Below are 14924 nucleotides of genomic sequence, written 5' to 3' on the forward strand. Positions count from 1 at the left end.
GATATGGCTGAATCCAACCCGATGCTGTCGATCGACGCCCTGACCTTCCTGAGCGCCCACCAGGCGCTGGAACAGGGCGAGGCAGCGATCCGCGCCGGCGAAACCGTGTTCGATCTCGGCGGTGTCAAGGCTGCCGATTCGTCCGGCGTGGCCCTGCTGCTGGCTTGGCAGCGCCGCGCGCTGGATGCCGGCCATCGTCTCACCTTCGTGAACGTGCCCGACAACGTGCAAAAGCTGGCGGCGCTGTACGGCGTCGACACGCTGCTGCCACAAGCTTGAGCATCGGCGGCCATTGGCCGCCGATTGTTTTTCTGCCTACCTCTTGCGCGTCTTGCGCAATTGTCCCCTCTGCCGCTTGACATGGCGATTTCACCTATAATGGACCGTTTCCCTGCACGGTCTACCGTTGCGCCTTCCACTACGCGCAGCGCGCCATCCAACAAGCATGACAGCAATCCAGATTGATAGCGTCGAGAAGAGCTACAAAGGCTTCAAGGCGCTCAAGGGCGTCTCCCTGGACATCCAGGAAGGCGAGTTCTTCGGCCTGCTGGGCCCGAACGGCGCCGGCAAGACCACCCTGATTTCGACCATCGCGGGCCTGATCCGGCCCGATGCCGGCAGCGTGCGTATCCATGGCCACGACGTCGTCTCCGACTTCCGCGAAGCGAGGAAGCGCCTGGGCGTGGTGCCGCAAGAGCTGGTATTCGATCCCTTCTTCACGGTGCGCGAGACGCTGCGCCTGCAGTCGGGCTACTTCGGCATCCGCAACAACGACGCCTGGATCGACGAGGTGATGCACAATCTCGACCTGACCGACAAGGCCGACGTGAACATGCGCGCGCTGTCGGGCGGCATGAAGCGGCGCGTGCTGGTGGCGCAGGCCCTGGTGCACCGTCCGCCCGTGATCGTGCTCGACGAGCCGACCGCCGGCGTCGACGTCGAGCTGCGCCAGACGCTATGGAAATTCATCGCCCGCCTGAACCGCGAGGGCGGCCACACCGTGGTGCTGACCACCCACTATCTCGAGGAAGCGCAGGCCATGTGCCAGCGCGTGGCCATGCTCAGGCGCGGCAATGTGGTGGCGCTGGACAGCATGAGCGCGCTGCTGCGCCGGGTGTCGGGTTCGCAGCTGGTGGTGCATTTGAAGTCGGGCGACTTGCCCGACGGGCTGCGCCACCTGGTATCGCACGACGAGCATGCCAGTGGCAACAAGTACACGCTGCGCGTGAACGACTACAACGAGGTCGAGCCGATCCTGGCCCGCCTGCGCGAGAACGGCGCCGTCATCGACGAGATGCAGCTGGAGCAGGCCGACCTCGAGGACATCTTCATCCAGATCATGGAGGAAGGCAGATAATGTTCTCGATCGGTTTCCGTACCCTGTTCTACAAGGAGTCGCTGCGCTTCTGGAAGGTCGCGACCCAGACCGTGGCCGCGCCCGTGGTCACCGCCATGCTGTACCTGCTGATCTTCGGCCACGTGCTCGACGGCCGGGTCGAGATGCTCGACGGCGTGGCATATACCTCCTTCCTGGTCCCGGGCCTGGTGATGATGAGCGTGCTGCAGAATGCCTTCGCCAACTCGTCCTCGTCGCTGATCCAGTCCAAGATCAGCGGCAACCTGGTCTTCATCCTGCTGCCGCCGCTGTCGCATGCCGAGATCCTGTCGGCCTATGTGCTGGCCTCGATGCTGCGCGGGATCGCGGTCGGCGCCGGCGTGTTCATCATCACCGCCTGGTTCGCCCACCTCGAGTTCGTGGCGCCGGTGTGGATCCTGGTGTTCGCCCTGCTGGGCGCGGCCATCCTGGGCACCATGGGCACGATCGCCGGCATCTGGGCCGAGAAGTTCGACCAGCTGGCGGCTTTCCAGAACTTCTTGATCATGCCGGCGACCTTCCTGGCCGGTGTGTTCTATTCCGTGCAAAAACTGCCGCCTTTCTGGCTGACTGTCTCGCATTTCAACCCGTTCTTTTATATGATTGACGGGTTCCGCTATGGGTTCTTCGGCCAGTCCGACGTTTCGCCCTGGACCAGCCTGGCCGTCGTGACCGTGTTCTTCGCGGTGCTGACGGGCGTGGCGATCAACCTGCTCAAGCGCGGCTACAATCTGCGTCATTAAGAACCAAGCTTTTTTATTCTGGAGTTATCGTGGCGACCACACCTGAACTGATCCACGGCTATATCAGCGCCGGCCTTGAATGCACCCACCTCGAGGTCAAGGGCGACGGCCACCATTTTGACGCCGTGATCGTCTCGAACGCATTCGCCGGCAAGCGCCCCATCCAGCGTCACCAGATCGTATACGCCGCGCTGGGCGACCGCATGCGCGAGGAAATCCACGCGCTGTCGATGAAAACCCTGACCCCTGAAGAATTCGGAGGATAAGCATGGACAAGCTCCAGATCGTCGGCGGCAAGCGCCTGGCCGGTGAGATTTCGGTATCCGGCGCCAAGAACGCGGCGCTGCCCATCCTGTGCGCGGGCCTCTTGACCGCCGGCGACCTGCAGCTGTCGAACGTGCCGCGCCTGCATGACGTGCGCACCATGCTCAAGCTCCTGGAAAAGACCGGCCTCCGGGTCGTACAGGACGACAAGGAAGGAGAACAGCGAGTGACCCTGAACGGCGGCGCCATCGACACCCTCGAAGCGCCGTACGAGCTGGTGAAAACCATGCGCGCCTCGATCCTGGTGCTGGGCCCCCTGCTGGCGCGCTTCGGCGAAGCCAAGGTCTCGCTGCCGGGCGGCTGCGCGATCGGCTCGCGTCCGGTCGACCAGCACATCAAGGGCCTGCGCGCGATGGGCGCCGAGATCACGATCGAGGGCGGCTACATCCATGCCAAAGCCAAACGATTGAAAGGCGCGCGCATCCACACCGACATGATCACCGTCACCGGCACCGAGAACCTGCTGATGGCCGCGACCCTGGCCGAAGGTGAGACGGTGCTCGAGAACGCGGCGCGCGAGCCTGAAGTGACCGACCTGGCCAACCTCTTGGTGGCGATGGGCGCGAAGATCGACGGCATCGGCACCGACCGCCTGGTGATCCAGGGCGTCGACGAACTGCACGGCGCGCAGCATGCGGTGATTTCGGACCGTATCGAGGCGGCGACTTTCCTGTGCGCGGTGGCGGCCACCGGCGGCGACATCGTGCTGACCAATACCCGCACCGATATCTTCGACGTGGCGCTCGAGAAGCTGCGCGAGATCGGCCTGCAGTTGACCGTGGGCTCGGACACCATCCGCGCGAAAATGGATGGCCGTCCGCATCCGGTCTCGTTCCGCACCACCGAGTATCCGGGCTTCCCGACCGATATGCAGGCCCAGTTCATGGCCGTGAACACGATCGCCAACGGCCCGTCGAAAGTCACCGAGACGATTTTCGAGAACCGCTTCATGCACGTGCAGGAGATGAACCGCCTGGGCGCGCAGATCTCGACCGAGGGCAATACCGCCTTCATCAATGGCGTCGACCGCCTGGTCGGCGCGCCGGTGATGGCGACCGACCTGCGCGCCTCGGCTTCCTTGGTAATCGCCGGCATGGCGGCCGAAGGCACGACGCTGATCGACCGCATCTACCACCTCGATCGCGGCTACGACCGGATGGAAGTGAAACTGTCGGCGGTTGGCGCCGACATCGTCCGCATCAAATAAGCGAATCAAGTAAGACGAACATGACATTCAATGGCATCAATGGAGAACCCCAGCTGATCCTGGCGCTTTCCAAGGGCCGCATCTTCGAAGACACCCTGCCGCTGCTGTCGGCGGCCGGGATCGAGGTGCTGGAAAACCCCGAGACTTCGCGTAAGCTCATCCTCTCGACCAACGACCCCGGCGTGCGGGTGTTGATCGTGCGCGCCTCCGACGTGCCGACCTATGTCCAGCACGGCGCCGCCGATTTCGGCGTGGCCGGCAAGGACGTGCTGCTCGAGCATGGCGGCGAGGGGTTGTACCAGCCGATCGACCTGCGCATCGCCCAGTGCCGGATGTCGGTCGCGGTCAATGCCGGTTTCGACTACGACAGCGCCGTGCGCCAGGGTGCGCGCCTGCGGGTGGCGACCAAGTTCGTCAACACCGCGCGCGAGCACTTCGCCAGCAAGGGCGTGCACGTCGACCTGATCAAGCTGTACGGTTCGATGGAACTGGCGCCGCTGGTCGGTCTGTCGGACGCCATCGTCGACGTGGTCTCGACCGGCGGCACCCTGCGCGCCAATAACCTGGTCGAAGTCGAAAAGATCATGGATATCTCTTCGCGCCTGGTGGTGAACCAGGCCGCGCTCAAGCTCAAGCGCGAGCGCCTGCAACCGATCCTGGAAGCGTTTGAACGCGCGTCCCAACAACAAGGCTGAAGCACAACCATGGCAGTACAGATCCGCAAGCTCGATTCCACCGCGCCCGACTTCAAGAAGACCCTCGACGCCCTGCTGGCGTTCGAAGCGGAAACCGATGACGCCATCGAAACCGCGGTCGCGCATATCCTGCGCGACGTGAAAGCGCGTGGCGATGCGGCTGTGCTGGAATATACGAACAAATTCGATCGTATCCCGAATGGCGGCGCGACCTCGATGGCAGCCTTCGACATCGGCCAGGCCGAGCTGGAACAGGCGTTGGCTTCCTTGCCCGACGCCCAGCGCGCGGCCCTGCAAGTGGCGGCGGAGCGCGTGCGCGTGTTCCACGAGCGCCAGAAGGATGCCTCGACCGGTTTCACCTTCACCGAGCCCGACGGCACGGTACTGGGCCAGCGCGTGACCCCGCTGGACCGGGTCGGCATCTACGTCCCGGGCGGCAAGGCTGCCTATCCGTCGTCGGTGCTGATGAATGCGATTCCCGCCCACGTCGCCGGCGTGAAGGAAATCATCATGGTCGTCCCAACCCCTGATGGCGTGAAGAACCAGATGGTGTTGGCCGCCGCCGCGATCGCCGGCGTGACGCGCGTGATCACCATCGGCGGCGCGCAAGCGGTCGGCGCGCTGGCCTACGGCACCGAGACCATCGAGCCGGTCGACAAGATCGTTGGCCCGGGCAATGCCTATGTCGCCGCTGCCAAGCGCCGCGTGTTTGGCACGGTCGGCATCGACATGATCGCCGGCCCGTCCGAGATCCTGGTGCTGTGCGACGGCACCACCGACCCGGACTGGGTGGCGATGGACCTGTTCTCGCAGGCCGAGCACGACGAGCTGGCCCAGGCCATCCTCTTGTGCCCCGATGCCGACTATATCGCCAGGGTGGAGCAAAGCATCCACAAGCTGCTGCCATCGATGCCGCGCGCAGCGACCATCACGACGTCGATGACCGACCGCGGCGCCTTGATCCTCGTGCGCGACATGGATGAAGCCTGCGAGATCGCATCCTCCATCGCCGCCGAACACCTCGAAATCTCGGCCGTCGACCCAATGCAGTGGGCCGACAAGATTCGCCACGCCGGCGCCATGTTCCTTGGCCGCTGGGCGTCCGAATCGCTGGGCGACTACTGCTGCGGCCCGAACCACGTGCTGCCGACCTCGCGCACGGCGCGCTTCTCGTCGCCGCTGGGCGTCTACGACTTCCAGAAACGCTCGTCGATCATCCAGGTCAGCGAAGCCGGCGCCCAGGTGCTGGGCAAGGTCGCCGCCACCCTGGCCTACGGCGAAGGCCTGCAGGCGCACGCGCGCAGCGCCGAGCTGCGTCTGGACCCCGTGCCACCGCAGCAATCATGACGGCCTGGGTCAACCAGGTATTCTGCGAGGATGCGCTGGCCGGCCTGGCGCGCATCCCGGACGGGTCCATCGACCTGATCCTGACCGACCCGCCCTATAACCTGGGCAAGGACTACGGCAATGCCTCGGACCAGCAAAGCGTCGAGGCCTACCTGGCCTGGACCGAGCAGTGGATCGATGCGGCGGTGCCGAAGCTCAAACCCAACGGCAGCCTGTACATCTTCCTCACCTGGCGCTTCGCGCCCGAGATCTTCGTCATGCTCAAGAAGCGCATGACGATGATGAACGAGATCATCTGGGACCGCCGCGTGCCGTCGATGGGCGGCAGCGTGCGCAGCTTCTCGTCGGTGCACGACACCATCGGCTTCTTCGCCAGGCGCAAGGATTACTATTTCGACCTGGACGCGGTGCGCATCCCGTATGACGCCGAGACCAAGAAGGCGCGCTCGCGCTCGATCTTCGTTGGCGCCAAGTGGCTCGAAGTCGGCTACAACCCGAAGGACGTGTGGAGCGTGTCGCGCCTGCACCGCGAGCACCCGGAGCGGGCCGATCACCCTACCCAGAAGCCGCTCGAGATCATCGAGCGCATGGTCAAGGCCTCGTGCCCGCCGGGCGGCGTCGTGCTCGATCCCTTCATGGGCAGCGGCACCACGGCCATCGCGGCCAAGCGCCTGGGCCGCCAGTACAGCGGCTTCGAGCTCAATCCCGACTACTGCGCCATCATCGCCGAACGCCTGGCCGCGCCCGAGGTGCCGATGACGGGAGCAAAGGCAAAGAAACTGCGCAAGGCCGCCAAGGCCGTCACCACTACGGAAGAAACATCATGACCGACATCGCCAGACTGATCGAGAACACCATCCGCGCCGACGTGCGCGCCGTGGGCAGCTATCACGTGCCGGACTCGATCGGCTACGTCAAGCTCGACTCGATGGAAAACCCGTACCAGCTGCCGCAGGCACTGCGCGCCGAACTGGGCGCGCGCCTGGCCGAGGCGGCCCTGAACCGCTATCCGGTGCCGTCATACAGCACGCTCAAGAGCCGCATCTGCAGCAAGCTGGGCGTGCCGGCAGGCTACGACGTCTTGCTCGGCAATGGCTCGGACGAGCTGATCACGATCCTGGCGACGACCATCGCGCGCCAGGAGCGCGAGCCGGGCAGCCGCCGCGCGGTGGTGATGGCGCCAGTGCCTGCCTTCGTCATGTTCTCGCGTTCGGCCCAGTTCGCGGGCGCCGATTTCGTCGGCGTGCCGATCAAGGATGACTTCTCGCTCGACCTGCCGGCCATGCTGGCCTCGATCGACGAGCACAAGCCCTCGCTGGTGTTCCTGGCCTATCCGAACAACCCGACCGGCAACCTGTACGACGCCGGTGCGATGGCGCAGGTCATCGAGGCCTGCGGCGAGCATGGCATCGTGGTGGTCGACGAAGCCTATCAACCGTTCGCCCGGGTCAGCTTCATGGAGCGCCTGCCGCAATACCCGAACCTGGTCGTGATGCGCACCCTGTCCAAGCTGGGCCTGGCCGGCATCCGCCTCGGCTATATGTCGGCCGCGGCGCCGCTGCTGGCCGAGTTCGAGAAAGTGCGGCCGCCGTACAACGTCAACGTGCTCACCCAAGTGGCGGCCGAGTTCGCGCTTGACCACGTGGAGGTGCTGGACCGCCAGGCGGGCCTGCTCAACGAGGAACGCACGCGCCTGGCCGCCGCGCTGGCCGCGCTGCCGGGCGTGGAAGTCTTCCCCTCGGCCGCCAATTTCATCTCGCTGCGCGTGCCGGACGCCGAGCGCGCCTGCGCGATTCTCCACGGCGAGAAGGTGTTGATCAAAAATTTGAGTAAAATGCATAAATTGCTGGCCAACTGCATCCGCGTGACGGTCAGCACCCCCGAAGAGAACGACCAGTTCCTGGCAGCCCTGAAGACGTCGCTGTAATCCAGCGCCCCTGACGGACACCATTTAATCCAGCCGGCCTCTCCCCAGCGAGAGACCGGTCACGAACGCCCTGAGCAATGACCCGCACCGCCGACATCACGCGCAATACCAACGAGACGCAGATTCGCGTCTCGATCAACCTCGACGGCACTGGCCGCCAGAAGCTCAATACCGGCGTCCCTTTCCTGGACCATATGCTCGACCAGATCGCGCGCCATGGCATGTTCGACCTCGAGGTCGAGGCCGTGGGCGACCTGCACATCGACGCCCACCACACGGTGGAAGACGTCGGCATCACGCTCGGCATGGCGGTGGCCAAGGCGATCGGCGACAAGAAGGGCATCGTGCGCTACGGTCATTCGTATGTGCCGCTGGACGAAGCGCTGTCGCGCGTGGTGATCGATTTCTCGGGCCGCCCGGGCCTGGAACTGCATGTGCCATGGACGCGCGCCATGATCGGCGCCTTCGACGTCGACCTTACCGGCGAATTCTTCCGCGGCTTCGTGAACCACGCTGCCGTCACCCTGCACATCGACAACCTGCGTGGCGTGAACGCCCACCACCAGTGCGAGACCGTGTTCAAGGCCTTCGGCCGTGCACTGCGCATGGCGACCGAACTGGACCCACGCGCGGCCGGCATCATCCCGTCGACCAAGGGCAGCCTGTAATCATGGCCAACAAGATCGTCGTCGTCGATGGACTCGGTAACCTGCGCTCGGTGGCGCAGGCGCTGCGCGCCGCCGCGCCCGAGGCCGACGTCCTCATTTCCAGCTCGGCCGCGGATCTCGACCGCGCCGACCGCATCGTGCTGCCGGGGCAGGGCGCCATGCGCGACTGCATGAACAGCCTGCGCGAATCCGGTCTCGAAGACGCGCTGCTGCGCGCCGCCAAGACCCGTCCGATCATGGGCGTGTGCGTGGGCGAGCAGATGCTGTTCGATGAGAGCGAAGAGAACGAAGGCACCCCCGGCCTGGGCCTGTTGCCCGGCAAGGTGGTGCGGTTCCAGCTCGACGGCAGGCTGCAGGCCGACGGTTCGCGCTTCAAGGTGCCGCAGATGGGCTGGAACCGCGTGCAGCAGTCGCGCGCCCACCCGCTGTGGGAAGGCGTCGAGGACGGCAGCTATTTCTACTTCGTGCACAGCTATTATGCGGCGCCAGGGAATGCGGACGATGTGATCGGCGAGACCGACTACGGCGCGCCGTTCTGCTGCGCCGTGGGCCGCGATAATATCGTCGCCACCCAGTTCCACCCCGAAAAGAGCGCCGCCGCCGGGCTGCGCCTGTACCGCAATTTCATCCACTGGAATCCGTGATTCCAGGTTTTAGTTTCCGACACAACCCGTCAACCAACCGACAACGACCATGCTGCTGATCCCCGCCATCGACCTGAAAGACGGTCACTGCGTTCGCCTGAAACAAGGCGATATGGACCTCGCCACCGTGTTTTCCGAAGATCCCGCCGACATGGCGCTGCATTGGCTCAAGAAGGGCGCGCGGCGCCTGCACCTGGTCGACCTGAACGGCGCATTCGCGGGCAAGCCGAAGAACGAGAGCGCCATCAAATCGATCCTGCAGGTAGTGCAGGAATACGCCGAAGACAACGACCTGGACGAGATCCCGGTCCAGCTCGGCGGCGGCATCCGCGACCTCGACACCATCGAGCGCTACCTGGACGACGGCATCAGCTACATCATCGTCGGCACCGCCGCGGTCAAGAACCCGGGCTTTTTGCACGATGCCTGCGGCGCCTTCCCGGGCCACATCATCGTCGGCCTGGACGCCAAGGACGGCAAGGTCGCGACCGACGGCTGGAGCAAGATGTCGGGCCACGAGGTCATCGACCTGGCCAAGAAGTTCGAAGGCTATGGCGTCGAATCGATCATCTACACCGACATCGGCCGCGACGGCATGATGGCCGGCGTGAACATCGAGGCGACCGTCAAGCTGGCGCGCGCCGTCAGGATTCCCGTGATCGCCTCGGGCGGCGTGCACGTGCTGGCCGACGTCGAAGCCCTGTGCGCGGTGCAAGACGAGGGCATCGAAGGCGTGATCTGCGGCCGCTCGATCTACGAAGGCACGCTCGACCTGGCATCGGCCCAGGAACGTGCCGATGAACTGACGGAAGGCGCCGGCGCATAACCCATGCTCGCTAAACGCATCATCCCCTGCCTGGACGTCACCGGCGGCCGCGTGGTCAAGGGCGTCAATTTCACCGAGCTGCGCGACGCCGGTGACCCGGTCGAGATCGCGCGCCGCTATGACGGCCAGGGCGCCGACGAGATCACCTTCCTCGACATCACCGCCTCGAGCGACAACCGCGACCTGATCCTGCCGATCATCGAGGCCGTGGCCTCCACCGTGTTCATCCCGCTCACCGTCGGTGGCGGCGTGCGCAAGGTCGAGGACGTGCGCCGCCTTCTCAACGCCGGCGCCGACAAGGTCAGCATGAATACCTCGGCCGTGACCAATCCGCAGCTCGTGTTCGACGCCGCCAACAAGCACGGTTCGCAGTGCATCGTGGTGGCGATCGACGCCAAGCAGACGGGGCCCGGCAAATGGGAAGTGTTCACCCATGGCGGCCGCAACGCCACTGGCCTGGATGCGGTGAAATGGGCGCGCAAGATGGAGAGCCTTGGCGCCGGTGAATTGCTGCTCACTTCGATGGACCGTGACGGCACCAAGGTCGGCTTCGACCTGGGCCTGACCCGCGCCGTCTCGGACGCCGTCGGTATCCCGGTGATCGCCTCGGGCGGCGTCGGCGGCCTGCAAGACCTGGCCGATGGCGTGCTCGAAGGCCATGCCGATGCGGTGCTGGCGGCCAGCATCTTCCACTATGGGCAGCACACGGTCGGCGAAGCCAAGCGCTACATGCTTGATCGCGGCATCCCGATGCGCCTCGTCTAAGGAAGCCCCATGCCGACCAATGCCAAGTGGCTCAACAAGGTGCGCTGGGACGAGCACGGCCTGGTGCCGGTGATCGCGCAAGAAGCTGCAAGCGGTGACATATTGATGTTCGCCTGGATGAATCGCGAAGCCCTGACCCGCACCGTCGAGACCGGCGAGGCGGTGTACTGGAGCCGTTCGCGCAAGAAACTGTGGCACAAGGGCGAAGAATCCGGCCACATCCAGAAGGTGAGCGAGATCCGCCTCGATTGCGACGAAGACGTCGTGCTGCTCAAGATCGAGCAGGTCGGCGGCATCGCCTGCCATACCGGCCGCCATTCCTGCTTCTTCCAGAAGTACGACAACGGCGACTGGCACAGCGTGGAACCGGTGCTGCAGGACCCCGCCACCATTTATCCAGATACAAAGAAAACCCCATGAGCATTACCCTGGCCCGTGTCGCGGCCGTGATCGAATCGCGCAAGCCTGAACACGGCGGCGACCCTGCGACCTCGTACGTCGCCAAGTTGTTTTCCAAGGGCGACGACGCCATCCTCAAGAAGATCGGCGAGGAAGCTACCGAACTGGTGATGGCGGCCAAGGACGCGCGCGTCGCCGGCGATCCCTCCAAGGTGCTCTACGAATGCGCCGACCTGTGGTTCCATTCGATGGTGCTGCTGGCCAAGTTCGACCTGACGCCGCAACAGGTGCTGGACGAGCTGGCGCGGCGCGAAGGCGTCTCGGGCATCGAGGAAAAAGCTGCCCGCAAGGAATAATATTTCCCAAGTATTGCAAGTGAGTACCTGCTCACCGTGCGCAGCCCGGCGGTCGGTGTCATAATCGGCTACTTGCCGTCATACCGATGTCATGCGTCGCTGATACGATGCCTCGGCTTCATGGTCATATAATTCCTTGGACTGTTGTAATACAAGAGTTGTAATACATCCGGAGACAAGATGGATAACTGCATTTTTTGCAAGATCGTCGCCAAGCAGATTCCGGCCGCCGTCGTCTATGAAGACGATGACGTCCTGGCATTCAAGGACATCAACCCGGCGGCGCCGGTACACCTGCTGGTGATTCCCAAGCTGCACGTGTCCACCCTGTCCGACTGTACCGAGGCACATACGGCGGTGCTGGGCAAGATGCTGGCGCTGGCGCCAAAGCTTGCAAAAGAGAATGGGATTGACGTCAAGACCGACGCCGATGGCAAGCCGAACGGCGGTTTCAAGACGCTGATCAATGCTGGCCCGGATGGCGGGCAAGAGGTGTATCACCTGCATTTGCATATGTATGGCGGTCCGCGCCCGTGGCGCGGCCTGGCGCTGTAATGCCTGGCCTAAGCCAGGACTAAGTTTCGAAGGGGCGAGAGTGCCCCGCATCGCGTATACTGTGGTAGACGCTTTCCCGATTTTTCAGGCATATACGCCTTGCTAGGAGAACAATATGGGTGGTTTGAGTATTTGGCACTGGGTCATCGTGCTGGTGGTCGTGATGCTGATCTTCGGTACCAAGAAAATCAGCAATATGGGTTCCGACCTGGGCAAGGCCGTCAAGGGCTTCAAGGATGGCGTGAAGGGTGACGAAGAGAAGGCTGCCGAAGCCAATCCCGCCGCGCCGGTCCAGCCAACGCAGCAGGTGGCCGACAAGTCGACCATCGACGTGGAAGCCCGCGACAAGACCCGCCTGTAAGCGGCGCGCAGCATGATCGATCTCGGATTGTCGAAAATCGCGATCATCGGCGTGGTCGCCCTGATCGTGATCGGCCCTGAAAAGCTGCCCAAGGTGGCGCGCATGGCCGGCACGCTGTACGGCCGCGCCCAGCGCTACCTGCACGACGTCAAGTCCGAGGTCAGCCGCGAGATCGAGCTCGACGAGCTGCGCAACCTGCACAAGGAAGTGCAAGAGAAAGCGCAATCGTTCAAGAGCGAGGTCGAATCGGCCACCAGCGATTTCGAATCCTCGGTCACCAGCCACGTCGACGAAGTCGAAGCCCTGTGGGATGGCCGCGCATCGCATGACGCCGGCAACACGATCGCGCCGACCGTGGCCGACATCGACCGCAAGGCCAAGGATTTCCGTCGTAAAAAGCTGGTGCGCACTTCCGCCGTGCCGGCCTGGTACAAGAACCGCCATGGCACCAAGCGCCATGTGATGTCGGGCGCGGCCCGGGTGCGCAAGTTCCGCCCCGGCTCGGGCGCCAAATCCAATTCTTCCTTCTTCTAAATGACTGAGCAAGCCGCCGGCGAAGACACTTTCATCTCGCACCTGGTCGAGCTGCGTGACCGCCTGGTCAAGGCCTCGATCGGGATCGCGATCGTATGCGCCGTGCTGATGGCGTGGCCGGGGCCGTCGCACATCTACGACCTGATCGCGGCGCCGATGATTGCCTCGATGCCGCCTGGCTCGACCATGATCGCCACCGGCGTCATCTCGCCCTTCCTGGTGCCCATGAAGGTCACCCTGCTGCTGGCCTTCATCCTGGCGCTGCCCTGGGTGTTCTACCAGGCCTGGGCCTTCATCGCGCCCGGCCTGTACGCCCACGAGAAGCGCCTGGTGCTGCCGCTGGTGATCTCGTCCTCGGTCCTGTTCATTGCCGGCGTGGCGTTCTGCTACTTCTTCGTGTTCGGCCGCGTATTCCACTTCATCGGCGAATTCGCGCCGACCTCGATCGCGGTCATGCCCGATATCGAGAACTACCTCGATTTCGTGATGTCGATGTGCCTGGCCTTCGGCGCCTCGTTCGAAGTGCCGGTGGTGGTCGTGATCCTGGTGCGCATGGGCATCGTCAGCCTCGAGAAGCTGCGCGCAATCCGTTCCTACGTAATCGTCGGCGCCTTCGTGATCGCCGCCATCGTCACCCCGCCGGACGTGGTCAGCCAGCTGGCCCTGGCCATCCCGATGTGCCTGCTCTACGAGCTGGGCCTGCTGGTGGCGCCGATGTTCCAGCGCGCGACCACGGCGCCTGAAGAAACTGCCTAAGCGTTTCGTTCTTCCCGTCTATTCCCATTCTTCGCAGTTTGTGCCGGCGCTCGCCGGCACGATCTGATGTTCCCGACTTGCAAAGCTTTTCCAGAATACTGTGCCATCAAGCTGAAATACTTGTCTTTAAAGCTTGAAAGAACAGCAAATCCCGCAAATATCGTTGCCGTGCGACAACGAAATCAAAAAAATGTCAGTAGGATTTGTCCTACGAAAAATCAGAACCAGCCATAATCGAACGCATACGACTTTCACGGAAGCAACCCTTTCGTCTCGCTATGCCACCGATACTCAACTTCGAATCAGTACCAACGATTACCCAAGGCCGGATTCGTGCGGCCCTGGCCGTCATGCTGGCGCTGGCCGTGCTGCCGCTCCTCGACGGTATGTCGGTGCTGGAATGCATCTCGTTCGCGGGACTGGCCATGCTGGCCGGCCTCGTCCTGTGGTGCGTGCGGCCGCTTGGGCAGGATGCGGCGACGCCGTCGGCAGGAAGCGCGGCTGCGGACGCCGACCGCATGGCGCCGCTGATGGCCGAGGTGGCGCCGGTCTGGGGGCGTCACGTGCGCAGCGTGAAGGACCAGAGCGAGACCGCGATCGCCCAGCTGCTCGGTGGCTTCAGCGCGCTGCTCGAGCACTTCGAGCGCGCCGGTTTTTCGGGCATCCGTAGCGGCCAGGACGCCGGCGCCGGCGGCAGCGCCCAGCGCCTGGCGACCTGCGAACAGAAACTCGATCCGGTGATGTCCTGGCTCGAGCAGATGGTCGACAGCAAGACCGAACTCCTGACCCATGTGCGCACGCTGTCGGAAGCCACGTCCGAACTGAAGTCGCTGGCCGATGAAGTGGGCAAGATCGCGGCCCAGACCAATCTGCTGGCCATCAATGCCGCCATCGAGGCGGCGCGTGCCGGCGAGATGGGGCGTGGCTTCGGCGTCATCGCCGCCGAGGTGCGCAAGCTGTCGAACGTGTCGGCCGACATCGGCAAGCGAATCACCAAGGGCATGGACCGCATGTCCACCACGATGTCGCTGACCCTCGAATCGGCCGCCGACGCCGACGAGAACGACCGCCGCACCATCGGCGCCTCGCGTGGCGTGGTCGAGGAAGTGCTGGGCCATGTGCGCGGCCTGGGCCAGGATGCCGACACCATGCGTGAACAGGGCAGCGCGATCCGCACCGAGGTCGAACAGATGATCGTCGCGCTGCAGTTCCAGGACCGTATCCGCCAGATCCTGGAGGTGGTCGACGCCGACATCGACCGGCTGGCGCGGCTGGCCGCCGACGAGGCGGCGCCCCTGCCCGCGGCCGAGACCTGGCTGCTCGAACTGAGCGGAAAATACACGATGGCTGACGAACACGTCAGCCATACCCCGGCCGCCCGGCGCGCCGACGCCGACGACGAAGTGACCTTCTTCTGAGCGGCCTCCCGAAACAATCTTCCA

The 14924-nt window shown here is 64.1% G+C and carries 20 protein-coding genes; all 20 read left to right on the top strand.

The window, feature by feature from the left end:
* The first annotated feature begins 3 nt into the window (after nt 1-3).
* The 20 genes from E8M83_RS07780 to E8M83_RS07875 all read left to right on the top strand — a co-directional run bounded on the left by E8M83_RS07780 (nt 4) and on the right by E8M83_RS07875 (nt 14900).
* The gene (locus E8M83_RS07780) at nt 4-279 is read left to right on the top strand and encodes a lipid asymmetry maintenance protein MlaB (RefSeq protein WP_137172778.1); all 276 of its coding nucleotides are present in this window, start codon (nt 4-6) and stop codon (nt 277-279) included.
* 166 nt (nt 280-445) lie between these two features.
* Nucleotides 446-1357: an ABC transporter ATP-binding protein gene (locus E8M83_RS07785; RefSeq protein WP_137172779.1), complete on the top strand. Its 912-nt coding sequence runs from the start codon at nt 446-448 to the stop codon at nt 1355-1357.
* Nucleotides 1357-2118 carry an ABC transporter permease gene (locus E8M83_RS07790; protein ID WP_137172780.1) on the top strand — a complete coding sequence of 254 codons (762 nt, stop codon included), beginning with the start codon at nt 1357-1359 and terminating at the stop codon, nt 2116-2118. The genes E8M83_RS07785 and E8M83_RS07790 overlap by 1 nt, the downstream gene beginning before the upstream one ends.
* Before the next feature lie 29 nt (nt 2119-2147).
* Nucleotides 2148-2384 carry a BolA family protein gene (locus tag E8M83_RS07795; RefSeq protein WP_137172781.1) on the top strand — a complete coding sequence of 79 codons (237 nt, stop codon included), beginning with the start codon at nt 2148-2150 and terminating at the stop codon, nt 2382-2384.
* A 2-nt stretch (nt 2385-2386) separates the two neighbouring features.
* Nucleotides 2387-3649 carry a UDP-N-acetylglucosamine 1-carboxyvinyltransferase gene (gene murA, locus E8M83_RS07800; RefSeq protein WP_137172782.1) on the top strand — a complete coding sequence of 421 codons (1263 nt, stop codon included), beginning with the start codon at nt 2387-2389 and terminating at the stop codon, nt 3647-3649.
* Between the two features lie 20 nt (nt 3650-3669).
* The gene (hisG, locus tag E8M83_RS07805) at nt 3670-4344 is read left to right on the top strand and encodes an ATP phosphoribosyltransferase (protein WP_137172783.1); all 675 of its coding nucleotides are present in this window, start codon (nt 3670-3672) and stop codon (nt 4342-4344) included.
* Nucleotides 4345-4353: 9 nt separating this feature from the next.
* The gene (gene hisD, locus E8M83_RS07810; RefSeq protein WP_137172784.1) at nt 4354-5691 is read left to right on the top strand and encodes a histidinol dehydrogenase; all 1338 of its coding nucleotides are present in this window, start codon (nt 4354-4356) and stop codon (nt 5689-5691) included.
* Entirely contained in the window at nt 5688-6518 is an 831-nt protein-coding gene (locus E8M83_RS07815) for a site-specific DNA-methyltransferase (protein WP_137172785.1), read from the top strand. The genes hisD and E8M83_RS07815 overlap by 4 nt, the downstream gene beginning before the upstream one ends.
* On the top strand, nt 6515-7618 hold the full coding sequence (gene hisC / locus E8M83_RS07820; protein ID WP_137172786.1) for a histidinol-phosphate transaminase: 1104 nt from the start codon (nt 6515-6517) through the stop codon (nt 7616-7618). Before E8M83_RS07815 ends, hisC begins: the two co-directional genes overlap by 4 nt.
* A 77-nt stretch (nt 7619-7695) precedes the next feature.
* Nucleotides 7696-8286, top strand: a complete 591-nt coding sequence (gene hisB, locus E8M83_RS07825) for an imidazoleglycerol-phosphate dehydratase HisB (RefSeq protein WP_109345845.1) — start codon at nt 7696-7698, stop codon at nt 8284-8286.
* Between the two features lie 2 nt (nt 8287-8288).
* Nucleotides 8289-8930 carry an imidazole glycerol phosphate synthase subunit HisH gene (gene hisH, locus E8M83_RS07830; protein WP_137172787.1) on the top strand — a complete coding sequence of 214 codons (642 nt, stop codon included), beginning with the start codon at nt 8289-8291 and terminating at the stop codon, nt 8928-8930.
* 49 nt (nt 8931-8979) lie between these two features.
* The gene (hisA, locus tag E8M83_RS07835) at nt 8980-9756 is read left to right on the top strand and encodes a 1-(5-phosphoribosyl)-5-[(5-phosphoribosylamino)methylideneamino]imidazole-4-carboxamide isomerase (RefSeq protein ID WP_137172788.1); all 777 of its coding nucleotides are present in this window, start codon (nt 8980-8982) and stop codon (nt 9754-9756) included.
* A gap of 3 nt (nt 9757-9759) precedes the next feature.
* Nucleotides 9760-10521 carry an imidazole glycerol phosphate synthase subunit HisF gene (gene hisF, locus E8M83_RS07840; protein WP_137172789.1) on the top strand — a complete coding sequence of 254 codons (762 nt, stop codon included), beginning with the start codon at nt 9760-9762 and terminating at the stop codon, nt 10519-10521.
* Nucleotides 10522-10530: 9 nt separating this feature from the next.
* Nucleotides 10531-10941, top strand: a complete 411-nt coding sequence (gene hisI, locus E8M83_RS07845) for a phosphoribosyl-AMP cyclohydrolase (protein ID WP_137172790.1) — start codon at nt 10531-10533, stop codon at nt 10939-10941.
* Nucleotides 10938-11276, top strand: a complete 339-nt coding sequence (locus E8M83_RS07850; protein WP_137172791.1) for a phosphoribosyl-ATP diphosphatase — start codon at nt 10938-10940, stop codon at nt 11274-11276. Before hisI ends, E8M83_RS07850 begins: the two co-directional genes overlap by 4 nt.
* A 180-nt stretch (nt 11277-11456) precedes the next feature.
* Nucleotides 11457-11831, top strand: coding sequence for a histidine triad nucleotide-binding protein (locus E8M83_RS07855; protein ID WP_137172792.1), 375 nt, complete (start codon nt 11457-11459; stop codon nt 11829-11831).
* 115 nt (nt 11832-11946) lie between these two features.
* Nucleotides 11947-12192 (top strand): Sec-independent protein translocase subunit TatA, encoded by a 246-nt coding sequence (gene tatA / locus E8M83_RS07860; protein WP_137172793.1) that lies wholly within the window; start codon nt 11947-11949, stop codon nt 12190-12192.
* A 12-nt stretch (nt 12193-12204) separates the two neighbouring features.
* The gene (gene tatB, locus E8M83_RS07865; RefSeq protein WP_137172794.1) at nt 12205-12726 is read left to right on the top strand and encodes a Sec-independent protein translocase protein TatB; all 522 of its coding nucleotides are present in this window, start codon (nt 12205-12207) and stop codon (nt 12724-12726) included.
* Nucleotides 12727-13482, top strand: coding sequence for a twin-arginine translocase subunit TatC (tatC, locus tag E8M83_RS07870; protein ID WP_137172795.1), 756 nt, complete (start codon nt 12727-12729; stop codon nt 13480-13482).
* A gap of 278 nt (nt 13483-13760) precedes the next feature.
* Nucleotides 13761-14900 (top strand): methyl-accepting chemotaxis protein, encoded by a 1140-nt coding sequence (locus E8M83_RS07875; RefSeq protein ID WP_206077436.1) that lies wholly within the window; start codon nt 13761-13763, stop codon nt 14898-14900.
* Nucleotides 14901-14924 lie beyond the last annotated feature (24 nt).

This window comes from Massilia sp. HP4 (assembly GCF_005222695.1).
Lineage (GTDB): Bacteria > Pseudomonadota > Gammaproteobacteria > Burkholderiales > Burkholderiaceae_D > Telluria.